25 protein-coding genes are annotated in these 21,813 nt (G+C 72.5%); 7 read left to right on the top strand and 18 right to left on the bottom strand.

The window, feature by feature from the left end:
- Nucleotides 1-17: 17 nt before the first annotated feature.
- The 11 genes from BMW85_RS47565 to BMW85_RS47615 all read right to left on the bottom strand — a co-directional run bounded on the left by BMW85_RS47565 (nt 18) and on the right by BMW85_RS47615 (nt 8,384).
- Nucleotides 18-773, bottom strand: coding sequence for a GntR family transcriptional regulator (locus tag BMW85_RS47565; RefSeq protein WP_091094371.1), 756 nt, complete (start codon nt 771-773; stop codon nt 18-20).
- On the bottom strand, nt 770-1,582 hold the full coding sequence (trpA, locus tag BMW85_RS47570) for a tryptophan synthase subunit alpha (protein WP_091094372.1): 813 nt from the start codon (nt 1,580-1,582) through the stop codon (nt 770-772). Before trpA ends, BMW85_RS47565 begins: the two co-directional genes overlap by 4 nt.
- On the bottom strand, nt 1,579-2,784 hold the full coding sequence (gene trpB, locus BMW85_RS47575; RefSeq protein ID WP_218156267.1) for a tryptophan synthase subunit beta: 1,206 nt from the start codon (nt 2,782-2,784) through the stop codon (nt 1,579-1,581). Before trpB ends, trpA begins: the two co-directional genes overlap by 4 nt.
- 96 nt (nt 2,785-2,880) lie before the next feature.
- Nucleotides 2,881-3,471, bottom strand: coding sequence for a DUF1707 SHOCT-like domain-containing protein (locus BMW85_RS47580; RefSeq protein WP_091094373.1), 591 nt, complete (start codon nt 3,469-3,471; stop codon nt 2,881-2,883).
- 64 nt (nt 3,472-3,535) lie between these two features.
- Complete coding sequence (locus tag BMW85_RS47585; protein ID WP_245775495.1) at nt 3,536-4,183, bottom strand: TetR/AcrR family transcriptional regulator; 648 nt, start codon at nt 4,181-4,183, stop codon at nt 3,536-3,538.
- Nucleotides 4,184-4,211: 28 nt separating this feature from the next.
- The gene (locus BMW85_RS47590) at nt 4,212-4,970 is read right to left on the bottom strand and encodes a hemerythrin domain-containing protein (protein ID WP_091094374.1); all 759 of its coding nucleotides are present in this window, start codon (nt 4,968-4,970) and stop codon (nt 4,212-4,214) included.
- Nucleotides 4,971-5,082: 112 nt separating this feature from the next.
- Entirely contained in the window at nt 5,083-6,348 is a 1,266-nt protein-coding gene (locus BMW85_RS47595) for an APC family permease (RefSeq protein WP_091094375.1), read from the bottom strand.
- A 45-nt stretch (nt 6,349-6,393) separates the two neighbouring features.
- A complete protein-coding gene (locus BMW85_RS47600; RefSeq protein WP_091094376.1) occupies nt 6,394-6,780 on the bottom strand; it encodes a VOC family protein in 387 nt (128 codons plus the stop codon).
- Nucleotides 6,777-7,544: a metalloregulator ArsR/SmtB family transcription factor gene (locus tag BMW85_RS47605; RefSeq protein ID WP_091094377.1), complete on the bottom strand. Its 768-nt coding sequence runs from the start codon at nt 7,542-7,544 to the stop codon at nt 6,777-6,779. The genes BMW85_RS47600 and BMW85_RS47605 overlap by 4 nt, the downstream gene beginning before the upstream one ends.
- 44 nt (nt 7,545-7,588) lie before the next feature.
- Nucleotides 7,589-7,954, bottom strand: a complete 366-nt coding sequence (locus tag BMW85_RS47610) for a DUF6223 family protein (protein WP_091094378.1) — start codon at nt 7,952-7,954, stop codon at nt 7,589-7,591.
- A gap of 34 nt (nt 7,955-7,988) precedes the next feature.
- Nucleotides 7,989-8,384: a DUF6223 family protein gene (locus tag BMW85_RS47615; RefSeq protein ID WP_091094379.1), complete on the bottom strand. Its 396-nt coding sequence runs from the start codon at nt 8,382-8,384 to the stop codon at nt 7,989-7,991.
- A 195-nt stretch (nt 8,385-8,579) separates the two neighbouring features.
- On the opposite strand from BMW85_RS47615, the gene BMW85_RS47620 reads away from it, so the two are divergent.
- Nucleotides 8,580-9,800 (top strand): sensor histidine kinase, encoded by a 1,221-nt coding sequence (locus BMW85_RS47620; protein ID WP_091094380.1) that lies wholly within the window; start codon nt 8,580-8,582, stop codon nt 9,798-9,800.
- Nucleotides 9,797-10,492, top strand: coding sequence for a response regulator transcription factor (locus BMW85_RS47625; protein ID WP_091094381.1), 696 nt, complete (start codon nt 9,797-9,799; stop codon nt 10,490-10,492). The genes BMW85_RS47620 and BMW85_RS47625 overlap by 4 nt, the downstream gene beginning before the upstream one ends.
- An 8-nt stretch (nt 10,493-10,500) precedes the next feature.
- Here BMW85_RS47625 and BMW85_RS47630 read toward each other — a convergent pair whose 3' ends face one another.
- A complete protein-coding gene (locus BMW85_RS47630; protein WP_091094382.1) occupies nt 10,501-11,907 on the bottom strand; it encodes an MFS transporter in 1,407 nt (468 codons plus the stop codon).
- 180 nt (nt 11,908-12,087) lie between these two features.
- Between BMW85_RS47630 and BMW85_RS47635 the strand changes: the two genes are divergently transcribed.
- The gene (locus BMW85_RS47635) at nt 12,088-12,552 is read left to right on the top strand and encodes a hypothetical protein (RefSeq protein ID WP_091094383.1); all 465 of its coding nucleotides are present in this window, start codon (nt 12,088-12,090) and stop codon (nt 12,550-12,552) included.
- 34 nt (nt 12,553-12,586) lie between these two features.
- Here BMW85_RS47635 and BMW85_RS47640 read toward each other — a convergent pair whose 3' ends face one another.
- The 3 genes from BMW85_RS47640 to BMW85_RS47650 all read right to left on the bottom strand — a co-directional run bounded on the left by BMW85_RS47640 (nt 12,587) and on the right by BMW85_RS47650 (nt 14,782).
- Nucleotides 12,587-13,447, bottom strand: coding sequence for an SDR family oxidoreductase (locus tag BMW85_RS47640; protein ID WP_091094384.1), 861 nt, complete (start codon nt 13,445-13,447; stop codon nt 12,587-12,589).
- A gap of 143 nt (nt 13,448-13,590) precedes the next feature.
- Complete coding sequence (locus BMW85_RS47645; RefSeq protein ID WP_091094385.1) at nt 13,591-14,328, bottom strand: VOC family protein; 738 nt, start codon at nt 14,326-14,328, stop codon at nt 13,591-13,593.
- A 34-nt stretch (nt 14,329-14,362) separates the two neighbouring features.
- The gene (locus tag BMW85_RS47650) at nt 14,363-14,782 is read right to left on the bottom strand and encodes a MerR family transcriptional regulator (RefSeq protein ID WP_245775496.1); all 420 of its coding nucleotides are present in this window, start codon (nt 14,780-14,782) and stop codon (nt 14,363-14,365) included.
- A gap of 122 nt (nt 14,783-14,904) precedes the next feature.
- Here BMW85_RS47650 and BMW85_RS47655 point away from each other — a divergent pair, with 122 nt between their 5' ends.
- From BMW85_RS47655 to BMW85_RS47670, 4 genes are all read left to right on the top strand, one after another.
- Complete coding sequence (locus BMW85_RS47655) at nt 14,905-15,789, top strand: DUF2268 domain-containing putative Zn-dependent protease (RefSeq protein ID WP_091094386.1); 885 nt, start codon at nt 14,905-14,907, stop codon at nt 15,787-15,789.
- 10 nt (nt 15,790-15,799) lie between these two features.
- Nucleotides 15,800-16,558 (top strand): MerR family transcriptional regulator, encoded by a 759-nt coding sequence (locus BMW85_RS47660; RefSeq protein WP_091094387.1) that lies wholly within the window; start codon nt 15,800-15,802, stop codon nt 16,556-16,558.
- A gap of 62 nt (nt 16,559-16,620) precedes the next feature.
- Nucleotides 16,621-17,811, top strand: a complete 1,191-nt coding sequence (locus tag BMW85_RS47665; protein ID WP_091094388.1) for a sensor histidine kinase — start codon at nt 16,621-16,623, stop codon at nt 17,809-17,811.
- Nucleotides 17,808-18,473 (top strand): response regulator, encoded by a 666-nt coding sequence (locus BMW85_RS47670; RefSeq protein WP_091094389.1) that lies wholly within the window; start codon nt 17,808-17,810, stop codon nt 18,471-18,473. The genes BMW85_RS47665 and BMW85_RS47670 overlap by 4 nt, the downstream gene beginning before the upstream one ends.
- Nucleotides 18,474-18,585: 112 nt before the next feature.
- Here BMW85_RS47670 and BMW85_RS47675 read toward each other — a convergent pair whose 3' ends face one another.
- From BMW85_RS47675 to BMW85_RS47685, 3 genes are all read right to left on the bottom strand, one after another.
- Complete coding sequence (locus tag BMW85_RS47675; protein ID WP_091094390.1) at nt 18,586-19,644, bottom strand: hypothetical protein; 1,059 nt, start codon at nt 19,642-19,644, stop codon at nt 18,586-18,588.
- Complete coding sequence (locus BMW85_RS47680; RefSeq protein ID WP_143082676.1) at nt 19,613-20,521, bottom strand: DUF6461 domain-containing protein; 909 nt, start codon at nt 20,519-20,521, stop codon at nt 19,613-19,615. Before BMW85_RS47680 ends, BMW85_RS47675 begins: the two co-directional genes overlap by 32 nt.
- Before the next feature lie 410 nt (nt 20,522-20,931).
- Nucleotides 20,932-21,813, bottom strand: an 882-nt coding sequence (locus tag BMW85_RS47685) for a coiled-coil domain-containing protein (protein WP_218156268.1), incomplete at its 5' end; no start/stop codon positions are given.

A 21,813-nucleotide genomic window follows, 5' to 3' on the forward strand; every position in this document is an offset into this window, starting at 1 on the left:
GCTCGTCGCGCGGTTGTTCAGCTCGTGGCGCCCCAGGTGAGGGAGAGGCCGGTGGCGGCGCGTTCGGTGCGGATCTCCATCATGCTGCCGAGGATGGTGGCGTGGTCGGACACCACGGGGGTGGCGTCGAGCGCGTACGTGATCCGCGTGCTGACCAGCACCGGGCTGCCCGGCGGCTCGTGCAGGTGGCGGGCGGCGGCCGCGTCGAGCAGCCCTGGCCGGACCACCTCGGACGCCCGGGCGACCGCCACCCCCGCGTCGGCGAGGGCCGTGTAGAGGGAGACGGCGGCGAAGTCGCGGTCGCGGATCCGGTCGGCCACCGGCCGGCGTATCCAGGACACCTGGTGCACGGCGGGACGCCCGGCGAACTCGCGGACCCGCTCCAGCCGCAGGGCGCTGTCGCCCGGAGGCAGCCGCAGCTCGGCGGCGACCCCGGCGGGGGCCCGGCGCACCGCCCGCCCGATCACCTCGGTGCGCACGTCATGGCCCTGCTTGCGCAGGTCGTCGACCAGGCTGCGGAGCGAGTCGAGCTGGTAGGCCAGGTGGGGCGGGGCGACGAAGGTGCCCTTGCCGGGCCGCTGGACGATCAGCCGCTCGTCGCTGAGCTCGCGCAGCGCGTGGCGCAGCGTCATGAGGGTCACCCCGTAGGAGGCGCTCAGCTCCCGTTGCGGCGGCAGCGCCTCCCCGGGGGCGTACTGTCCCGACCGGATCTTCGCGGCGAGGTCGGCGGCGATGGCGCGGTATCTCGCCTCGTGCCCGGCGTCGGGGGTCATCGTGGTCGGTCACACTCCTGGTCGAGGGCTTGCCGCAGGGTCATGAGGAAGGACCTCAGCTCGTCCGGTCCGGCGCCGTCGAGCACCCGCCGCATGACCGCGGCGCCGACCACGACGCCGTCGGCGTGCCGGCGGGCTTCGCGTGCCTGGTCCGGGGTGGAGATGCCGAATCCTAGCAAGACCGGCAGGTCGGTGACGCGCCTGATCCGTTCGGTGAGTTCGGCCGCCGAGGCGGCGAGCGCGGCCCGCTCACCGGTGGTGCCCATCACCGACACCGCGTACACGAATCCGCGGCTGTGGCGGGCGATCTCCGCCAGCCGCTCCTGGGGCGTGGACGGCGAGGCGAGCAGGGCCGGCTCGATCCCGGCTTCGGCGGCGACGTCCGTCAGCTCGTCCGCCTCGTGCACCGGCAGGTCGGGCACGATCAGGCCGGCGACGCCGGCCCGGCCCAGCGCCTCGCAGAAGGCCCGGGGCCCGTCGTGCAGCACCAGGTTGTAGTAGGTGCTGACGACGAGTGGCACGCCCAGGTCCGGCAGCCCGGACAGGTCGGTGAGGATCCGGCGGGTGCTCGCCCCCCGGTCGAGCGCCGCCTGGCTGGCCTGCTGGATGGTCACGCCGTCCAGCGTGGGGTCGGAGAAGGGCAGGCCGACCTCGATCGCGTCCGCCCCGGCGGCGGCGAACGCCCGCAGGTAGTCGGTCCAGCCGGGCGTGATCCCGGCGGTGACGTACGGCATGAGCAGCCCGCGGCCGGTGTCGCGGCGGGCACGCAGGTGGCGTTCGACCGCGCCCGCGGTCAGGGCGTTCGTCACAGGAGCTCCTTCAGCGTCGAGACGTCCTTGTCGCCCCGGCCGGACAACGTCATCAGCACCGTCGATCCGGCGGCCAGCTCGCCGTCGCCCGCCGCGCGGATCACCCAGGCGAGGGCGTGCGCCGATTCGAGCGCGGGGAGGATGCCCTCGGTGCGCGCCAGGCGTACCGCCGCGGCGATGGCCTCGTCGTCGGTCACCGTCACGTAGCGGGCCCGGCCGAGGTCGCGCAGGTGGGCGTGCTCCGGGCCGACGCCGGGGTAGTCGAGCCCGGCGGCCACGGAGTGCGCCTCGACGATCTGCCCGTCGTCGTCCTGCAGGAACAGCGAGCGGGAGCCGTGCAGGACGCCGAGCCGGCCGCGGGCCGCCCCCGCGCCGCCCTCGGCCTCGACGCCGACCAGCCGCGCGGGGGTGTCGGCGAACCCGGCGAACGTGCCGGCGGCGTTGGAGCCGCCGCCGACGCACGCGACCACGTGGTCCGGCACGCCGGCCGGCAGCTCGGCGGCGCACTGCGCGCGGGCCTCGTCGCCGATGACCCGCTGGAACTCCCTGACCAGCCACGGGTACGGATCCGGCCCGACGACCGAGCCGATGCAGTAATGGGAGTCGCCGGTCGCGCCCACCCAGTGCCGCATGGCCTCGCTGGTGGCGTCCTTGAGCGTGCGGCTGCCCGTGGTCACCGGGACGACCTCGGCGCCGAGCATGCGCATGCGGAAGACGTTCAGCGCCTGCCGCTCGATGTCACGCTCGCCCATGAACACCGTGGCCTCCAGCCCGAGCAGCGCGGCGGCGGTCGCGGTGGCCACGCCGTGCTGGCCCGCCCCGGTCTCGGCGATCAGCCTGCGCCGCCCCATCCGGGTGGCCAGCAGGGCCTGGCCCAGCACGTTGTTGATCTTGTGGGACCCGGTGTGGGTGAGGTCCTCGCGCTTGAGGTACAGCTCCACGCCCAGCGCCTCCGACAGCCGGCGGGCCGGCGTGAGCGGGGTCGGCCGCCCGGCGTGCACGGCGAGCAGCCGCGCCAAGGCGCCGCGGAACCCCGGGTCCGCCCACGCCTCCCGGAACGCCTCGTCCACCTGGCGGCACGCCTCCACCAGGGACTCCGGGGCGTACCGTCCGCCGTACGCGCCGAACCGGCCCCGTGTCAGGGGCTCGCCCATCGTCCCGGCCGCCGGGGCCGGCTCGCGCCAGGGCAGCACATTCCGCATGCCATGCTCCCATCGTTCTATAACTCTGGAGAGAGTTCTATAACAGTGAGTGTGGCATGGACGGCGCGGGCCCGCCACCACCCGCTGGGGTCTCCCTCAGCCGGCGGGCGTCGCGGGTGCCGGCTTGGCCTTCGTGCCGACGCCGCCGAACAGGGCGAGGCCGCTGACGACGACCCGTGGCGCCCCCCGCCTGCTGCGGACCGCGCTCCTGTCGAACGCGCCGAACAGGCCGAAGCCCTTGACCTCGACCTCCACGTCGTCGGGCACGACCACCTCCGTGTACCCCCACAGGGCGAAGGCGCGCACCCGGATCTCCCGGCTCGCGAAGCGGGCGTCACGCAGGTCGATCTCGCCGCCGCCGAACATCGACAGCGACGTGAACGCCCGCGGGGCGACCCAGCGGCCCTTGCGGCTGAACCAGCCGAACACGCTGAAGGCGAAACGGGAGCCGGGCTCGTCCGCCACCACCAGCGAGTCCGTCCGGGCCGGCTCGGGCAGGCCGCGGCCCGCGTGGGCGAGCTCGCCCCGGGTCCGGGCCCCGTAGATCTCGCTCAGCCGCTGGTCCAGCTCGGCCAGCTCGATCCGGCCCGCGGCGGCGGCGTCCTGGAGCCGCCGGGCCGCCCGCTCACGCTCCTCGTCGGAGGGGCGGGTCTGACGGTCGGGGATGAGGTCGGGATGCTCGGCCATGCTCTCGGTCCTGTCTGCGGGATCAGCGGTGCAGGACCATCTTATTCTCCAAGTGGAGAACAAGTTAGCCGGCCGCCTCCATGCCGGACTCCTCCACGCCGGACTCCTCCACCATGTGAGCGCCCATCATCCGCGCGAGCTGGACGCGGAACTCCGCAGCGTGCGCCGGGTCGTCGGGGTCGTGCCCCAGGCCCGCCAGCCACGACCGGCCGCCGATGGCGAAGCCGTACGCGGCCGAGAGCCCGACCAGCACCACCGCCTCGATGCGCGCCCTGCTCGGCGCCGGCCGGCCCGCGAGCGCCTCCTTGATCCCGGCCTCCATCGTGTCGACCAGCTCCACCAGCTCCGGCCGCGTGGCGCCCCGGTAGTCGGCGTGCATCTCCGCCCAGACGAACAGGCGCAGGTAGCGTTCGTCCGCCAGGGTGTCGAACACCACGTCCATGATCCCGGCCGCCAGCGGCACGCCGTCCTCGGCGCGGATACGGTCACGCACCCGCGCCTCGATGCGGTCGTTCTCGACCCGCAGCACCTCCCTGACCAGGGCGGCATAACTGCCGAAATAGTGGGCCACCAGCCCGTGGGCGACCCCGGCGGCCTCGGCGATCTGCCGCAGGCTCACGTTGTCCGGGCCCCGCTGCCTGATCAGCTCCGCCGCCGCGGCCAGCAGCTCGGCGCGTGACTCCGCAGGGTCGCGCCTGCGTCTTGGTGCCATGCCCGGGAGTTTAGGCCGCGCGGCAGGCTCACACGCGGGGCGTGAACTGGTTCAGGTCATAGATGCCGAGCGTCTTCTCGATGTCGGCCACCTGCCCGACGATGCCGGTGAAACCTGCCTGGCCGAAACGGCGGTGCTCCTCGTCCTCGAAGAGCTCGGCCAGCTCCATGAACTTCTTGGGCGGGATGACCTCGCGCATGGCGGGGAAGACCACGGTGTCCTCGCGCGCCTCGTGGGGTTCGTACATGCGGATGAAGGCGGCCATGTCGGCGGCGAGGCCGCGGCGGGCCCCCTGGGGGACGGGTTTGGCGGTGACATTCAGGATGCGGCGGGTCAGCACGCGTCCGCGCTCGTGCTGCCGGACCAGGACGGGGACGGTGTCGGTCAGCTTGCCGGCCTTGACCAGGGGCGGGAAGACGTGACGTTCTTCGAGCTCCTCGTGGTACTCCTCGATGAACGTACGGATGATGCCGGCCCCCGCGTGCAGGGGCTGGGCGGGCACCGGCTCGCCGGCGCCGATCCGCCGGATGCCCTCCCGGTAGATCAACAGGACGCGTTTGAGCACCCCGTGCTCGCGCATGAGGTCTTCCGGCGGCGTGACCGGCACCTCTTCGGCCTGTGCCGTGGGGGTGCCGGGGGTGGGTGTCGCATCGCCGCTGGCCTGCCTGGCCGTCCCGCACGCGGCCAGCGCCGTCGTGCCGCAGGCCAGGGCGACGGGCAGGCCGAGCACGTTGCGGCGGCGTATGTCCGGTGTCGTCGCGCGGTCGTCCCGTGCTTCGTCGCTCATCGTCCCCTCCGGTCCGACCCGGGCCGGCCGGACCGCGTCGCCTCAGATGCCTGCCCGGTGGCTGGTGATCCGACGCGGCAAAGCAGGTAATGCTTCCCCCTGCCCGCCCGCGTCACGCCGAGAGCGTGGTGATCGCGCGGCGCAGACCGTACGCGGCGGCGCCGGCGGCCAGCACCGCGGCCCCGGCGATCACCGAGGAGAGCGGCAGCGCGAAGGCCAGGACCAGGCAGCCGGCCAGGCCGAGCGCGGGAATCGGCCGTGCCGGGCGGCCCTCGGCGCGGGTGAGGGTCCACGCGCTCGCGTTGGCGATCGCGTAGTAGACCAGCACTCCGAAGGAGGAGAAGCCGATCGCGCCGCGCAGGTCCGCCGTGGCGGCCAGGACCGCCACGACCGCGCCGACGACCAGCTCGGCCCGGTGCGGGACGTTGAAGCGGGGGTGGACGGCGGCCAGCACGTGCGGCAGGTGCCGGTCGCGGGCCATGGCCAGCGTGGTACGCGAGACGCCCAGGATCAGCGCCAGCAGCGAACCGGTCGCGGCCACCGCGGCGCCCACGCCGACCACCGGCGCCAGGGCCGGCAGCCCGGCCGCGCGCACGGCTTCGGCCAGCGGAGCGGTCGCCAGGCCCAGGCGGGTGCCGCCCAGCACGGCGAGGACCGCCACCGCGACCCCCACGTAGACCACGAGGGTCAGGCCGAGCGCGAGCGGGATGGCCCGGGGAATGGTCCTGGCCGGGTCACGGACCTCCTCGCCCAGCGTGGCGATGCGGGCATAGCCGGCGAAGGCGAAGAACAGCAGACCCGCCGCCTCCAGGACCCCGCCGACGGTGGCCTGCGAGGTCACGCCCAGGCGGGCGGCGTCGGCGGCGCCGGAGGTCAGGCAGGCCACCACGACCGCGGCCAGCACGGCCACCACCACGACCACGATCCCCCTGGTCAGCCAGACCGTCTTGCGCATCCCCGCGTAGTTGACCGCGGTGAGCGCCACCACGACGGCCACCGCGACCGCGTGCGCGTGCTCGGGCCACAGGTAGGAGCCCGCGGTCAGCGCCATGGCCGCGCACGAGGCGGTCTTGCCGACCACGAAACCCCATCCGGCCAGGTAGCCCCAGAAGTCGCCGAGGCGCTCGCGCCCATACACATAGGTGCCGCCCGAGGTGGGATAGCGGGCGGCCAGCCGGGCCGAGGAGGTGGCGTTGCAGTACGCGACCAGAGCGGCGAGCCCCAGTCCGAGCAGCAGCCCCGACCCGGCCGCGCGCGCGGCCGGAGCGAAGGCGGCGAAGACCCCGGCGCCGATCATGGAGCCCAGCCCGATGACGACGGCGTCGGTCAGGCCCAGGCGCCGCTCCAACCGGCCCTGACCGGCGGACGTGCCCGTCACGGTGACCTCCCGTCTCCACGGACCCTGCGATCGGGTCACGACAACTTAGCGGGTGGGGGCGGGCTGGAACAGCTCGACCAGGTTGCCGGCGGGGTCGGCGAGCAGGATCTGGCGCCCGCCGGGGCCGGTGACCACGTCGCTGCGGAACGGCAGGCCCGCCTCGCGCAGCCGGCCTACCTCGGCGTCCAGGTCGTCCACGATCAGGTGGATGCGGTTGCGGCCGGCGCCGGCGTCCTCGGCGGGGGTGGCGCGGGCGCCGGAGCTGGTGGGGCCGGACAGCAGCAGTCTCAGCGGCCCGCGTATCACGTCGGCGAAGGCGGGCGCGGCGTCGAAGTTGACGGTGAAGCCGAGGTGGGTGGTGTAGAAGTCGACGGCCGCCCGTACGTCGTCGACGATGTAGCGGACGCTGGCGACCTGGTCGGCTGTGGTCATGGCCGGACCTCCTGGTGCGGGGTGGGGAAGAGGACGGGTTGCAGGTGCCGGACGCGGGTGTCGATCTCGGCGGCGGTGCGGTCGAAGGCGGGGTAGCCGTCCTGGTCGGCGGCCGGGTCGGGGATGCTCCAGTGCAGGCGTCGCGGGTGGCCGCCGAAGTCGGGGCAGACCTCCCGGACCTTGTCGCACAGGCTGATCACGTAGTCGAAACGGCGGCCGGTCAGCGTGTCCAGGCCCCTTGGGCGCTGGTCGGCGACGTCGATGTCGTACCGCAGGCGCAGCACGCGTACGGCGTGGGGGTGCAGGTGGGCTTTGGGGTGGCTGCCGGCGCTGGTCACCTCGGCGTGGCCGCCGGAGCGGTGACGCAGCAGGGCCTCGGCGACGGGTGAGCGGGCGCTGTTGCCGGTGCACAGGAACAGCACCGAGGGTGTCCCCGCCGGAGTGCCGGCCGCCTCGGCGGGGAACAGCCGCAGTGCGGGATGCAGGGCGGCGCCGGTGGCGGCCAGCGCGTCGGCGCAGCGCTCCAGGTCCAGGTGGTAGTAGCTGTCGCGGCCGTCGAAGCTGCTGCGGCAGGCGGTGACCAGCCCGGCCGAGCGCAGCAGCCGCAGGTGGTAGGAGACCAGGTTCTGTGGCTCGCCGAGCAGGGCGACGAGCTCACGTACGCGCAGGTCGCCGTGCGCCAGCGCGCTCAGCAGCCGCCAGCGCACCTCGTGGGCGGCCAGCCGGACGAACGGCGGCGGGCCGGCCGGACCGGACAGCTCCATGCCTCGCACAATACATCAAACTCGTTTGATGTATTGTGCGAGGCTCAGGCAGTACGGCGGGAGCGGGCCAGCACCAGCCCACCGAGGATCATGGCGACCGGCCCGACCACCAGGCACACCCAGCCTCCGACGATTCCGTAGCCGGTGCCGGGACCACCCTCGGCGGCGGCCACGACCAGCGCGCCGATGACCGTGCCGGCCAGCCCCGCCGCCAGGGCCACGATGGCCCCCCTTCTCCTGGTGAGGGGGCGAGTCGCGGAGCGGGCCGCCAGGGCGCCGATGACGACGCCGGCCAGGCCCAGCACTATGCCCACCACGGACCAGAGACGCCCGGCGGTCATGACGTAGGCGTCGACGGGTTGGGCCAGAACGTGCGTGGCGGCGGTGGCCGGCAGGTGTTGGACGGACATCGAAGATCCTTTCGGTGGAAGATGACGTGCGGAGTCAGCCGCTCAGCTCGACACGGCGGGAGCGAACCAGGGCCAGCCGGCCCAGGACCGCACCGGCCAGCCCGAGCGCCAGGGCCAGGGCCGCCCCGAAGACGCCGTTGCCGGTGCCGAGACCGCCGTCGGCGACGGCCAGTTTCACGGCGCCGTTGAGCCCGCCGATCACCCCCGCCACCAGGGCCACGACGGCTCCCCTCCGCCCGCCGCCACGGCGGGCTGAGCGCAGCGCCAGCCAGCCGATGACCACGCCGCCCAGCGCCACCAGCGCGGCCACGCTGGCCCAGACGCGTTCAGGGGTTCCGAGGAAGGTGTCGACGCCCTGACCCGCGCATTCCGTCGGCGTCGTACAGACGGGGGAGGCTGCTTGTTCGGCGAGCACCAACAGGACGGACATCGAGATCCTTTCGGTCGGGTGACGAGCGAGCCGGCATCGATCATCACGCCGCCGAGGCGTCGGCGGCCTCCGGCAGCGGACGGCGGCGTGTACGCAGTTCCGCGTAGCCGGCTCCCGCCTCGGTACGCCCGTCGTCGTAGCCGGTCGCGCGTCCGGGCGGAGGTGCTCAAAGCGCGCGAACCGTAGGATCGCGGCATGGAACACCGCGTGGCGTCGTTGCGCCTGCCGATGCCGGCGCAGGAGGTGCTGCTCGCGCTCTTCATCACCGTGATGCAGGTCCAGGGCACGATGGTGCGCAATGCCGGCGAGGTGGTGCAGCGGCCCCTCACCGACCTCGGCAACCTCGGATATGTCCTGCTGATCGTGAGCGGCGCGGCCGTCGCCGTACGCCGCCGCTGGCCGGTGCCGGTGTTCCTCACCACCGCGCTCGCCAGCGTGGTGTACTACACCCTCGGCTTCCCTGACGGGCCCGGCTGGCTCGGGCTCTTCGTCGCCCTCTACACCGTCGCCGCCTACGGCGACGGGCGCCGGTCGCTGATGATCGCCGGCGCGGGCATCTCGGTGCTCGCCGCCGTCTGGCTGGTCGCCGCGGCCGACATCGAGCCGAGCGCCGCGATCGGCTGGGTGTACTTCCGGATCGGCGCGTCGGTCATGAGCGCGGCCCTGGGCGAGTCCGTACGGTCCAGGCACGTCATCGCGGCCGACGCCCAGAAACGCGCCGAGCTGGCCGAACGCACCCGCGAGGAGGAGGCGCGGGCGCGCGTGGACGCCGAACGCCTCCGGATCGCCCGCGAGGTCCACGACACCGTCGCGCACGCCATCGCGATCATCAACGTCCAGTCCGGTGTCACCGCGCACGTGCTCGACAAGCGGCCCGAAGTGGCGCGCGAGGCGCTGCGCACCATCGAGCAGACCAGCTCCCGCGCGCTGCGGGAGATGCGGGCCATCCTCGGGGTGCTCCGGGACGACGACGATGACGACGGCGAGCGGGTGCCGTACCCCGGGCTGGGGCAGATCGGCGAGCTGACCGCCAAGGCGCGCGCGGCCGGGCTCGACGTCGAAGTCGAGGAGAGCGCGCCCGGCACGCCGCTGCCCAGCGCGGTGGGTGGCGCCGCCTACCGGATCGTCCAGGAGTCGATCACGAACGTGGTCCGCCACGTCGGGCCGACCCGGGTGACGGTGGCGCTCGACCCGGGGATCGAGTCCTTGGAGATCCGCGTGACCGACGAGGGCCGCCGCGCCGCTCCAGGCCGGCACCCCGGGACGCCAGGGCCGGCCGGGCCCGGCCACGGGATCGCCGGCATGCGCGAGCGCTGCCGGCTGCTCGGCGGAGAACTCGACGCCGGGCCGACCCCTGACGGCGGGTTCGAGGTCAGGGCCCGGCTGCCCCTCGCCCCGACCGGGCCGAGCCTGTGAACGCGACCGCCCCGCCGCCGGACAGCGCGTCGATCAGGGTGCTGCTCGCCGACGACGAGGTTCTCGTGCGATCCGGGTTCAAGGTCCTGCTCGACCTGGAGGACGGCATCACGGTGGTGGGGGAGGCCACCGACGGCGCCGAGGCCGTCGAACGGGCCCGCGCCACCCGCCCCGACGTCGTCCTCATGGACATCCGCATGCCCAGGCTGGACGGGATCCAGGCCACCGCCCAGATCGCCAGGACGCGCGGGCTGGAGCAGGTCCGCGTCCTCATCCTCACCACCTACGACACCGACGAGTACGTCTTCGACGCCCTCCAAGCCGGCGCCAGCGGCTTCCTGCTCAAGGACGCGGGACCGGCCGAGCTGCTGCACGCCATCCGGGTGATCGCCGCCGGGGAAGCGCTGCTCGCGCCGCGGATCACCCGGCGCCTCATCGGCCAGTTCACCGCGCGCCGTACCGCCGCCCGGACCGCGGAGGACCGGCTCGCGGTGCTGACCGAGCGCGAGCGCGAGGTGCTGGCCCTGGTGGGACAGGGCCTGAGCAACCAGGAGATCGGCGCCGCGTTGTTCCTCAGCCCGGCCACCGCGCGCACCCATGTCAGCCGGGCGATGGCGAAGCTGGGCGCGCGCGACCGCGCCCAGCTGGTCGTCATCGCCTACCGGACAGGGCTGGTCAGCCCCGGGACGTAGGCCCTGGTTCAGGAGTTCCTGGCGTCCTCGAGGACGCGGGCGGCTTCCCGTTCGTACGAGCCGCGGGAGGCCAGCACCACCAGCCCGCCCAGGATCATGGGCACGATCAGGGCGTACATGGCGACGAGGAGGGAGCCGGTCGCGTCCGAGGTCATGCCCACGATGAGCGGGCCGAAGGCGGCGCCGATCGTCAGCAGGACCTGCAGGACGGCGAAGCCGACGCCGCGCGACGAGGCGGCCACGACGTCGGCGATGCACGCCGTGCACGTGGGGATCGCGGTGGAGGAGATCGTGACGGCCAGCAGGACGAGGATCACCAGTGCCGCGGACGAGTCCATGATCAGGGCGGCGCCGAGTACGGCCGAGCCGACGGTGATGCCGGTGCCGCCGACGAGCAGTCGGCCGCCCCGGACCCGGCCGTGCAGCCGTTTGCCGAGGTGGGTGCCGATCACGGTCCCGGCCAGTACGCCCACGATGGTGATGCCGCCGCTGAGGCTGCCGGCGGCGGCGATCTCCATGCCGAACGCGCGGACCATGAGGGAGGGCAGCCAGAAGTAGACGCCGCCGAGGCCGAGGGTCAGGATCATCACGCCGAGGGAGACGAGGACCAGGGTGCGGATGGCCAGGACCTGCCGGACCTGCGGCCAGAAGGGCCGCTTCACGGTCGCGCCGGGGGTGGGGGCGGGGTCGGCCTCGGGCGGACCGGCCTGCGGCGGCTCCAGGGCGCCGGGCGGCGGCGCGGGCGCGGAGGGGGCCCCGGCGGCGGCCATGATCCTGTCGATCTCGCCGCGCCGCGGCTCGCGCAGCCGCCACACGAGGATGGCGGTCAGCGCTCCGGGGATCGCCATCAGCAGGAACGCGGCCCGCCAGCCGAACGCCTGGCCGATGACGCCGCCGAGCAGCGTGCCGACGCCTCCCAGGTACGTGGTCATCCGCGTCCAGCCGTACACCTGCATGCGGGTGGCGGCGGGGTAGTAGTCGGCGAGCAGGCTGCCGACGGCGGGGTTGTCGATGTTCTCGGCGGCGGCGAGCAGCACCCGGGTGAAGTAGAAGAAGGCGAAGCCGGCGGCCAGGCCGGAGCCCAGGGTGGCGAGGGCCCAGACGAGAACCACCACGGCGATGATCTTCGTGCGGCTGTGCCGGTCGGCGAGGTAGCCGGCCGGCAGCGCGACGAGGGCGGCGGCCAGCGCGGCCGCGGTCGGGATGGATCCGGCCGCGGTGTCGCTGAAGCCCCATTCCTCCTGGATGAGGGGCAGCACGCCGGACATCAGGTTGGCTTCGATGCGGTCGACCATTCCCACGATGAACAGCACCACGAACGGTCCCCATCCGAAGGGATTGGGATCGGTCGCGCTGATGCCGCCGGGTGGTGGGGATCCGAGTCGGCGACGTTCGCGGGCGACGGCCTTCACCATGTCTTTCTCCTCCGCGCTAGGTGCTCCCGCGTGGGGTGGTACGGCGGCACGGGAGCGCAGAACGCTGTTCTAAAACAGGGTTCTAGGAAGAGAGTGTCGTACATCACACCGTGTTTCGCCAGTGCCTCCTGAGGCGCGTAGGCTGGCCCCCCTGTCGCCGCGCCGCTGAAGGGGCTGCCGATGATCACCGACCCGACCATCCTCCGGATCGGCGAGGCCGTGGAGTTACATCACCATCAAGGTCAGCGCGACGCCGCTCGTGACCTGTTCGCCCAGATCTGGGATGACATCGGCGGCGAGGAGGGCGATCCGCTGCACATCTGCGTCCTCGCCCACGGCATGGCCGACGTGCAGGACGACGTGCACGAGGAGCTCGTGTGGGACCTGCGGGCGCTCGCCGCCGTCGGCCAGGTCACCGACGAGCGCCTGGCGGAGGCCGGGGTGGCGCTCTCGGTGGCCGGCCTGTATCCGTCGCTGCACCTCAACCTCAGCGAGTGCTATCGCAAGCTGGGCGATCTCGACCGCGCCCGCGAGCACGTGCGGCAGGCCCGGGCCGAGATCGGCAGGCTCGGCGACGACGACTACGGCCGGCTCATCAGGGGCGGCCTGGAGCGGATGGAAGCGCAGTTGGGCGAGGCCACCTGATCGCGACCGTGCCGGGTGCGTGGCCGCGGGCGCGTCAACGGGCGGTCCCCGGGGCGGGCACGGCGTGCTCGGCGTCGCGGCTGACCTGCTCCCAGGCGGCCCAGGTCGCCATCCGCCGCCGCGAGATGTCGAAGGCCAGGTCGTACACCATGCTGCCGAGCAGCAGCCGCAGCGGCGGGTCGTCGCTGCCGACCAGCTTCAGCAGCGCCTCGGCGGCCAGGCGCGGCTCGCTGTCGATCGAGCCCTCGGCCCACTGCTTCTCCAGCTCTGCGCGCAACGGACCGTACTCCTCCTTGGGCGTGGTCATGGTCATGCTGGTGTAGAGGTCGGTCCAGTAGCCGCCGGGCTGGACGATGCTGAGCTTGACGCCGAACGGCGCGGCCTCCATCGCCAGCGCCTCGCTCATGCCCTCCAGCGCGAACTTGCTCGCGCTGTACATGCCGGTGCTGGGGAAGCCGCCGAGCGCGGCGATGCTGGAGACCTGCACGATGTGGCCGGATCGCTGGGCGCGCAGGTGCGGCAGGGCGGCCTGGCAGACCCACATCGCGCCGAAGAGATTGACGTCGAGCTGGGCGCGGGCCTCGGCCTCGGTGAACTCCTCGATCATGCCCGAGGACATGGTCCCGGCGTTGTTGACCACGATGTCGAGCCGGCCGAAGTGCTCGGCGGCGGTGTCCACGGCGGCGAACACGGCGGCGCGGTCGGTCACGTCCAGGGGCAGGACGAGCAGGCGGTCCCCGTACGGGCCGGGGAAGTCCTGCCGGGTGACGGTGCGGGCGGCGGCGGCCACCCGGTCGCCGCGTTCCAGGGCGGCCAGGGCGAACGCGCGGCCGAGGCCGCGGCCGGCGCCGGTGATGAACCAGGTGCGGGGGGCGGTGGTTTCCGGGGTGCGCATTGCGCGGTCTCCGATCGGTCGGTGAGGATATGTAACACGAGACGGTTCGTCTCGTGTTGATGTGGTGAAGGTATCGGCTCTCCCCGCCCGCGTCAAGACGGACCGTCTCGTCTTGCTCTGTGCCGACCGGGGGATCGGCCCCGTCAGGCCGGGCCGAGCACGCAGAACTCGTTGCCCTCCGGGTCGGCCAGCACCTTCCAAGGGACGTCCCCCTGGCCTATGTCGGTGAGCGTCGCGCCGAGCGCCTCCAGCCTGGCCACCTCCGCCGCCTGGTCCTCACCGGGATACGGCAGCAGGTCGAGATGGACGCGGTGCCACACGGTGCCCCCGCCCGACGCGCGCAGGAACTCCAGGTACGGCCCGACGCCCTTCGCCGAACGCAGCCGCGCGAGATCGTCGCTCACCTCGTGGACCGTCCAGCCGATCGCCTCTCCCCAGAACCCGGCCATGGCTCGCGGGTCGGCGCAGTCCACGACCACCGCGGCGATCGGCCCGGTGTCCCGGTAGATCTCGCGGGGCTCCAGCACGCAGAACACGTTGCCCTCAGGGTCGGCCAGGACCGTCCACGGCACGTCACCCTGGCCCACGTCGGCGGGCGTCGCGCCGAGCTCCTTCAGGCGCGCGACCAAGTCCGCCTGATGGGCGGGGGAGGAGGTGGCCAGGTCGAGGTGCGTGCGGTACCTCACCGTCGCGGGGTCCGGGACGGTGACGACGTCGACGCTGACGGCGGACGGATCCGGCCACACGAGCCCCGCAGGCTGGACTCTGGTCACGCAGGGCTCCTCGCTGGAGACGCCCCAGCCGAGCGCCTCCGCCCAGAACCGGCCGAGCGCCGAGTCGTCCCGGGCCTTGAAATTGACCTGAACCAGTTGCGACCCCATGCCCGCCAACCTAAGCCCGGGGAATCGCGGCGTCTCAGATCGCGCAGCCGTCCTTGCCAACTCCGGCCGCGCTCTCCGCCATCCGCCGGTAGTCAGGGCACTGGGTGAAGTCGTCCGCGGTGCATCGCATGAGGTGCTCGATCAGCGCCTTGGAGGCCGCGATCTCCCGCAGCCGGCGTTCCAGCTCCGCGTGGTGCCGCCGCAGGAGGGCCTGGCGCTCGACCTGGCCGGAGACGGCGAGGACCTCCCGGATCTGCTCCAGGCTCATGCCCGCCGCCTTGGCGCGGATGATCGTCAGGACGCGTACGACGTGGTCGCCGGTGTAGCGGCGGCGGCCGTTGACTCTGGTGGCGGGGGTCAACACCCCCATGGCCTCCCAGTGGCGTAGCACGTGCGGGGCGAGGCCGAACCGCTCCGCGAGCTCCCCGATCTGCATCCAGTCGCCTGACTTCATGTTGACATTAACTTGCAGACCTGCCTCCAGGTCAAACGATCACGCAGCCCGCTGCCGGCCCGTGAACAGCGCCGGGGGCGTGGTTTGACCTTGACGCTACGTCAACTTCTAGCATCAGGGCCATGCCGATCACCGTTCTCGACACCTGCTCCGCCATGCGCCGGATCCTGCTGGCCCCGGCCGCGGACCGCGTTGACCTGCTGCGTTCGATGCTGGAGCCCATCAAGGGCATGTACCGCTACCACCCCGGTGAGATCGATCTGGTGGCCGCGCACCTCCAGCAGTCCGGATTCCCGATCGACCGCGACGAGGAACGTTGCCTCGACGCGCTGGAGACCCTGGAGACGGCCGGAGCCTGGAAGCGGATGCAGCGCGCCGTCGACGACGCGCTCGCCGTGCTGCTGGAGGCGACGCCGGGGCTGGAGGTCCCGGACATCACCGTGCTGTTCGTGCTCGGCGACCCGGCCGACGAGCATTTCATGGGGCCCTGCCAGGGAGTGACCGGGTTCGGCGGCATCTCGGGCCAGATCATGATCACGTTCTGGCCCTTCCCCGAGAACGTCGAGCGGCTGGAGAGCACCGCCGTCCACGAGCTGCACCACAATCTGCGGTTCGGCCCCGGCGGGGTCGTGTGGGACCCGGCGACCGTCACGGTCGGCGAGCACATCGTCTCCGAGGGCCTGGCCGACGCTCTCGCCCGCCGGCTCTACGGCGACGAGATCGGCCACACCCGCATCGGCGTGCCGCACCTGCGCGACGACGAGGTCTTCGCCAAGGTGCTCACCGGGCTCGACGTGACCGGCATGGAGAACTTCACCGCCTGGGTGCACGGCGACCCCAGCGCCGAGCGCTTCGGTCTCCCCCCGGTGGGGTTGCCGATGGGTGCCGGGTACGCCGCCGGCACCCGGCTGGTCGACACCTACCTGGCGGCGACCGGGCAGACGGCGGCGCAGGCCCTGCGCGCCGACAGCGCGGAGATCATCGCGGCCACGCTCAGGAACGGATGACACTGGGACGGTGGAGTGGACGATCCAGGAACTCGCGGCGAGGGCCGGCGTCACCAGCCGCACCCTGCGTCACTACGACCGCGTCGGGCTCCTGGCCCCGTCCAGGGTGGGCACGAACGGCTACCGCTACTACGACCCGGCCGCGGTCGTACGGCTGCAGCGGATCCTGCTCATGCGCCGGCTCGGCATGGGCCTGCCGGCCATCGCCGAAGTCCTGGCCGACGAGGTGGACGTCCACGAAGGGCTCCGCGCCCACCTCGCCGCACTCGAAGAGGAACGTGACCGCGTCGAACGGCAGATCCGGTCGGTACGTCACACGCTCGACGCCCTGCGGAAGGGGGCGGAGCCGCGGATGGACGTCCTGCTGGCGGGGTTCAACGACCGCTACGAGGACGAGGTGGTCGCACGGTGGGGCGAGCGCGCGTACCAGGTGAGCAACGACTGGTGGCACGGCAAGACCCTCGACCAGCAGCAGGCCTGGAAGCGGGACACCGAGGACCTCGTCGCGGCGTGGGTCGCCGCCGCGAAGGCCGGGACCGTTCCGGCGTCGGACCATGCCCAGTCGCTGGCCGCCCGGCACGTCCGGTGGCTGAGCCTGATCCCGGGCACCCCCACGCACGAGGGCGACCGGGAGCGCTCGATCGAGATGGTGGAATGCCTGGGGGACATGTACGTCGACGACCCCCGTTTCGCCGGCATGTACGACGACGAGGCGGGCGCGCGACTCGTCCGCGATGCGCTGCGGACGTACGCGCGGACCCGGATGTAGCCCCTGGTCTTACACCCGTGGTCCGATGCGGGGGTCGCGGGCGCGCCGTTACGATTCCCGGCATGCACGTGACACCGCCCTCGCCGCCGCTGAAGCGGGTCCCGCCCGGCGCGTGGACGGTCCTCGCCTGGTGGGCGGGCCTGGTGTTCACCTTCCTCATCCGGTTCAGGCTGCCCGGCGAGTCCGGGCCCGCGAAACTGGCCGGGTCGTTCTTCTTCGAGTGGGACGGATTGACCTGGCTGGCGGTGTCCACCGCGCTGGCGCACGTGGCCGCCGTCCTGCTGCCCCGGCGGCCGATGCCGGCGCTGGGCGTGCTGCTCGCCGCCGCGGTCCTCGCGTGTGTGCCGCTGGGTGTGGCCGAGATCCCCTTGGCGCAGTTCCTGGCGGTCGACGCCGCGCTCTACTTCATCGCGGCCGGACACGCGCGCCGGACCGGGATTGTCGCCCTGCTCGGCGCGCTCACCGTGCTCGCCGGCTACCTGACCGTCCGGGTGCTGGCCGGCTGGCCCGCCGGCACCTCCGCGGAGCTCGCGGTGGCCATGACGGCTGTCATCGCCTGGCTGGTCGGCCACTCGGTACGCCAGGCCCGCGAGCACGCCGAGACGCTGGCCGCCACGGCGACCGCCCGGGCCGTCGCCGACGAACGCCTGCGCCTGTCGCGGGAGCTGCACGACACGGTCGCCCACAGCATCGGCGTCATCGCCCTGCAGGCCGGCGCCGCCCGCCGGGTCATCCACACCCAGCCGGACCGGGCGGGCCAGGCGCTCGGGGACATCGAGACGGTCGGCCGGGAGACGCTGTCCGGACTGCGCCGCATGCTCGGCGCCATGCGTCACGGCGACCGGAGCCGTCCCCTCGACGCGGCGCCCGGCCTGTCGGACCTCGACAGGCTCGTGGCCACGACGACGGACGCCGGTGTCCACGTCGAGGTGCGCCGGCTGGGCGAGCTCCGCCCGCTGCCGCCGGAGATCGACGTCTCGGCCTATCGCATCATCCAGGAAGCGATCACCAACGTCGTACGCCACGCCGGCACGAGCCGCTGCCAGGTGTCGATCGATTACCGCGACGACGAGCTGACCGTCGAGGTCCTCGACGGAGGCCGCGGTCCCCGTCGCCCCCCGGAGGGCGGTTACGGCCTGGTCGGGATGCAGGAGCGCGTCCACCTGCTGCGGGGCAGCTTCTCCGCCGCGCCTCGCGCCGGGGGCGGCTTCCGGGTCGCGGCCCGCCTGCCCCTGACCGCCGAGACACGATGACCGTACGCGTCCTCCTGGCCGACGACCAGCCGTTGATCCGCACCGCCCTGCAACTGGTCATCTCCGACGCCCCCGACCTCGAACTCGTCGGCGAGGCCGCCACCGGCCTCCACGCCGTCCAGCTGGCCGAGGAGCTGGACCCCGATGTCGTGGTGATGGACATCCGCATGCCCGTCATGGACGGCATCGAAGCCACCCGGCTGATCGCCCGCGGTCCCGGCCGGGCCCGTGTCATCGTCCTGACCACGTTCGACGAGGACGACCACGTTCACGGCGCGCTGCGCGCGGGCGCGTCCGGGTTCCTCGTCAAGGACATGGCCCTGGACGACATCCTCACCGCGATCCGGGTCGTGGCCGCCGGCGACGCCCTGATCGCGCCGGGCGTCACCCGGCGGCTGATCGAGGCGTTCGCCGGCCGCCCGGCACCTGATCCCGCGCCGAGGGAGCTGGAGGGCGTCACCGAGCGCGAACGCGAGGTCCTCACCCTGATCGCGCGCGGCCTGACCAACACGGAGATAGCCGCCGACCTGGTCATCAGCGTCGCCACCGTCAAGGCGTACGTGGGCCGGCTGCTGAGCAAGCTCGACGCGCGTGACCGGGTCCAGCTCGTCATCCTCGCCTACGAGGCGGGCCTGGTGTCCCCGTCGAAGCAGGGCGAATGACCGGCCGGCCGGGCTGGACGGGTCCCATCGGGGCGCCGATGGCGGCGATCGGGCGGTCCGTGGCGGCAGCGCGTCAGGGCAAGCGGGATGACCGTGGGGAAGTATCGAAGGCCTATATCCCGCTGAGCCGGCGAATCTTCTCCAGCGGGTAGGTGGCCCGTCTGCTCTGGCGCTGGAACGTACGGTAGAAGTCGGACATCACGGCGGCGATCGGCGCGTGCCGGGCGATGATCGCTGCGGCCTCCTCCGGGATTCCTGTGGGGCGCTCGCCCTCCGCGTAGGCGCACACCCGCTTGTAGCGGCCTTCACCGTCTTCCCTCCGCAGCCCGTACAGAGCGGTGACCAGCCAGTCCACCCGATACTTGGCGGAATAACAGCGGTCGTAGGTCTGGTGCCGGCCGAAGAAGTCGGCCTCGTCCTGCGACAGCTCGAACCCGGACGAGATCGCGAGGCCGTAGTCGGCGAAGTAGAGGCGCCGGCCGTCGGTCAGGATGTTCTCGAAGTGCGCGTCGAAGTGCAGGAGCCCTCGGCTGTTCATGAACGAGATGCCGGCCGCCAGTTCCCTCTCCACCATGACGCAGGCTCGGTTGGCGGCTTGGTCACCTGCCTCGACCTGGGCGCCCAGCCACTGGTGCAGGTTCTGCGGAATGTACTCCAGGAACAGCGCGACGCTCGCCGAGGACTGCTGAAGAGCCTGGATCCGGTGGCGTACCTGCGATCCGCCGCCCCAGTAGGCGACCGCCCTGTCGATGTCGGCCAGCTCTTCGGGCAGAGGCGTCGAGTCCGGCAGCACCCGCCAGTGATACATCAGAGGGAAGCCCTCATATTGCGCCGCGAGCACCCAATTCGTCGTCATGGTGTGCACGGCGAGCTCTCTCCAGACCCCGAAGCCCGGCCCGCCGATGGCGCCGACGCCGTAGTGACAGAAGACAGGCAGGTCGAACAGATTCGCCGTGGACCGGACATGCTCCGGCTGCCTCTCCAGATCGGTGAGCGGCACCCGCTTCACGAAGACCGGGGTTCCGGCAACCTCCAGCAGGGCCGACTTTCCGCCGATGCCGGATCCCAGCGGCACGGCGGTGTCCACGAGTTCACTCAAGGCGCGGTCACTGCACAAGGCCAGGGACGTGGAGACGGCACTATGAACGGTAAGACGCGCAGCGCGCCACATGTCGGGACACTTCGCTGCGGCTTCCACCTGGGTACCGACCTCGATTCTGCAATGGCCACGCAGCCGCGCCGAGCGCAACGGCACGAGGCTCTGCGGTGCGGCCTCCGAGCGGGCAGAGGATGTCCAAGATCTGTGTGAGACGACAGACCTGGACGCACTCCTGCCAGCACTCTAGTGAAGATCGACGACGACATGGGAGCCTGGCGCCCGGCAGACCGCGCAGCGGAAGCCGCTGGACGGCGATCGCACCCACCAGTAGTGGTCCGTTCAGTAGGTCGGCAGTGAACGTCACGCCGGTGAGGCGGGCACCCATCGCGAACATGCGCTCAAGGCCGTGCTCGGAGAGGTCCTCGTACCGCTGGTCCCATTCCTCCTCGGAGCCCTCCTCCAGAGGCAGGCCGAACTCGCGCATGAGGTCGGCGAGCCGGTCGGCGTCGGCACCGAAGCGATGCTCGGGAGCAGCCGGGTCGAAAGCCGTGACCACGAGGCCGTCGGCAGCGTAGTGGAAGTAGTCGCAGGCGTAGTCGTGCCGTAAGACGGAGACCACGTCGGTGCCGACCGACAGCCGCGCCAGCGTCGGCCCGTCCAGCCCTGACCAGCCCATCGGCTCCACCGCCGCGCATCCATCGCCGGCGGCGATCACTCCGACCCAGCCGCCTCCCTCACCGCCGCCGGTCGCCATCGTGAAGTCGCAAACCGCCAGATCCAGCTCGTCGAAGCTCATCTGCGTGCTCGTACGGGCGCCGAACCGGCGCAGCACCTCGGCCGGGTCGAGCCCGCGCAGCAGGGTCACGCAGTAGATCTCACCGAGTACGTCACCCCGATCGCCGTCCGGCGATCGCAGCCAGCGGAATGGCGCCAGCGCATCGATCGTCATGTCGCGATCCTGGCAGGCCCTACCGACATGCTCCGATTCCCCGCGCACCTGCTCATCTCCAGTAACGGCCGTTCGAATCGCTCCTGGCGCAGCTGCGCCAGCAGCGCCGTGCCTGACCGGACTTCGTACGGCTGACCAGCAAGTTCGCTTGCGCTGGGCGATGGCAGGAGTGGGGGGCGGCGGAGAACAAGCAGAAGAGGCGATCGCCCGGGTGGCCGAAGAGGCCGGGGCGCCTCACCTGGCAGCCTCCAGCCTGAAGGCCGCCCTGGACGCCCCTCATCAGGTGACTGCTGCCAGCCCGGGGCCTCACGGCCCCTGTACTCCGCCGGCGTACCGCCCTCGCCTGAACCGATCTGCTTGACCTGCCTGTAGGTCGTTCAAGGAATCTGGCGAGGGCCGGGTCATGCCTGTCAGGCGGGTGGAGGGGAGGCGACGGCCTGGAGGGCGGCGCTCAGCGCTCGGGCGTGCGCGGGGGACTGGGAGGCGTCGCCGAGGGGAATCGCGTTGTCGGCGTGGTGCAGCAGCACCACGCCGTCCTGGAGGGTGACGGCTTCGATGGTGCCGCCGGGTAGCCGGACGCCGGGCTGTCCCTCGACGTCGGTCAGCGGCGGCACGATCAGGCCGGTGGCTGTCTGGGCGGCGGCGAGCTGGCGGCGTAGGGTCTGCAGTTCGCGTTCGGTCATCTCCAGGCGGGTTTCGGCGGTGGCCTGGTCCAGGCGGGCTTGGTCGTGCTGGGTCCGTAGGCGGTCGCGTTCCTCCTCGAAGCGGCGCCGGGCCTCGGCGAGGGTGTCGCGGGCGGCGCGGGTTTCGGCGCGGGCTTGCTCGGTGGCGGTTTCGGCCTGCTGGAGTTGCCGGCGGGTGGTGGCCAGGTGGGCGGTGGTCTGTTCCAGGGTGTCGGTCAGGCGGCGGACGTCGGCATTGGCTTGGTGCAGTTGACGGTCGCGTTCGGCGAGGGTCTCGGCGCGTTCGTCGGCCAGGGTCTCGGCGCGTGACAGGTCCGCGGCCAGGCGGGACAGCTGCTCGGCCTGGCGTGTGGTGAGGAGCTGCTCGTCGTTCAGCCGGGTGGTGAGGTTGCCGATCTGGACGCCGAGGCGTTCGGCGTGGGCGCGGGCTTCGGCGTGGATACGGTCGCGGTGTTCCTCGGCCGCGTGCTGGGCGCCCAGGGCTTCCCGCTGGGCGTGCAGGGCCGCGTCGCGTTCCTGTTCGGCCGTCTGGCGGTCGGCGTGGGCGGCGCGCATCGCGGTGCGGGCCTGTTCGGCGTCGGCTTCGGCCTGCTGCACGCGCGTCTCGGC

Source organism: Nonomuraea wenchangensis (assembly GCF_900111685.1).
Taxonomy (GTDB): domain Bacteria; phylum Actinomycetota; class Actinomycetes; order Streptosporangiales; family Streptosporangiaceae; genus Nonomuraea; species Nonomuraea wenchangensis.

Excerpts from the sequence above, each read along its gene's own strand:
- BMW85_RS47565 (WP_091094371.1), bottom strand. The coding sequence starts at position 773 with ATGACCCCCGACGCCGGGCACGAGGCGAGATACCGCGCCATCGCCGCC.
- trpB (WP_218156267.1), bottom strand. The coding sequence starts at position 2,784 with ATGCGGAATGTGCTGCCCTGGCGCGAGCCGGCCCCGGCGGCCGGGACG.
- BMW85_RS47580 (WP_091094373.1), bottom strand. The coding sequence starts at position 3,471 with ATGGCCGAGCATCCCGACCTCATCCCCGACCGTCAGACCCGCCCCTCC.
- BMW85_RS47585 (WP_245775495.1), bottom strand. The coding sequence starts at position 4,183 with ATGGCACCAAGACGCAGGCGCGACCCTGCGGAGTCACGCGCCGAGCTG.
- BMW85_RS47590 (WP_091094374.1), bottom strand. The coding sequence starts at position 4,970 with ATGAGCGACGAAGCACGGGACGACCGCGCGACGACACCGGACATACGC.
- BMW85_RS47600 (WP_091094376.1), bottom strand. The coding sequence starts at position 6,780 with ATGACCACAGCCGACCAGGTCGCCAGCGTCCGCTACATCGTCGACGAC.
- BMW85_RS47605 (WP_091094377.1), bottom strand. The coding sequence starts at position 7,544 with ATGGAGCTGTCCGGTCCGGCCGGCCCGCCGCCGTTCGTCCGGCTGGCC.
- BMW85_RS47610 (WP_091094378.1), bottom strand. The coding sequence starts at position 7,954 with ATGTCCGTCCAACACCTGCCGGCCACCGCCGCCACGCACGTTCTGGCC.
- BMW85_RS47615 (WP_091094379.1), bottom strand. The coding sequence starts at position 8,384 with ATGTCCGTCCTGTTGGTGCTCGCCGAACAAGCAGCCTCCCCCGTCTGT.
- BMW85_RS47620 (WP_091094380.1), top strand. The coding sequence starts at position 8,580 with ATGGAACACCGCGTGGCGTCGTTGCGCCTGCCGATGCCGGCGCAGGAG.
- BMW85_RS47630 (WP_091094382.1), bottom strand. The coding sequence starts at position 11,907 with ATGGTGAAGGCCGTCGCCCGCGAACGTCGCCGACTCGGATCCCCACCA.
- BMW85_RS47635 (WP_091094383.1), top strand. The coding sequence starts at position 12,088 with ATGATCACCGACCCGACCATCCTCCGGATCGGCGAGGCCGTGGAGTTA.
- BMW85_RS47640 (WP_091094384.1), bottom strand. The coding sequence starts at position 13,447 with ATGCGCACCCCGGAAACCACCGCCCCCCGCACCTGGTTCATCACCGGC.
- BMW85_RS47645 (WP_091094385.1), bottom strand. The coding sequence starts at position 14,328 with ATGGGGTCGCAACTGGTTCAGGTCAATTTCAAGGCCCGGGACGACTCG.
- BMW85_RS47650 (WP_245775496.1), bottom strand. The coding sequence starts at position 14,782 with ATGAAGTCAGGCGACTGGATGCAGATCGGGGAGCTCGCGGAGCGGTTC.
- BMW85_RS47655 (WP_091094386.1), top strand. The coding sequence starts at position 14,905 with ATGCCGATCACCGTTCTCGACACCTGCTCCGCCATGCGCCGGATCCTG.
- BMW85_RS47665 (WP_091094388.1), top strand. The coding sequence starts at position 16,621 with ATGCACGTGACACCGCCCTCGCCGCCGCTGAAGCGGGTCCCGCCCGGC.
- BMW85_RS47670 (WP_091094389.1), top strand. The coding sequence starts at position 17,808 with ATGACCGTACGCGTCCTCCTGGCCGACGACCAGCCGTTGATCCGCACC.
- BMW85_RS47675 (WP_091094390.1), bottom strand. The coding sequence starts at position 19,644 with ATGTGGCGCGCTGCGCGTCTTACCGTTCATAGTGCCGTCTCCACGTCC.
- BMW85_RS47680 (WP_143082676.1), bottom strand. The coding sequence starts at position 20,521 with ATGACGATCGATGCGCTGGCGCCATTCCGCTGGCTGCGATCGCCGGAC.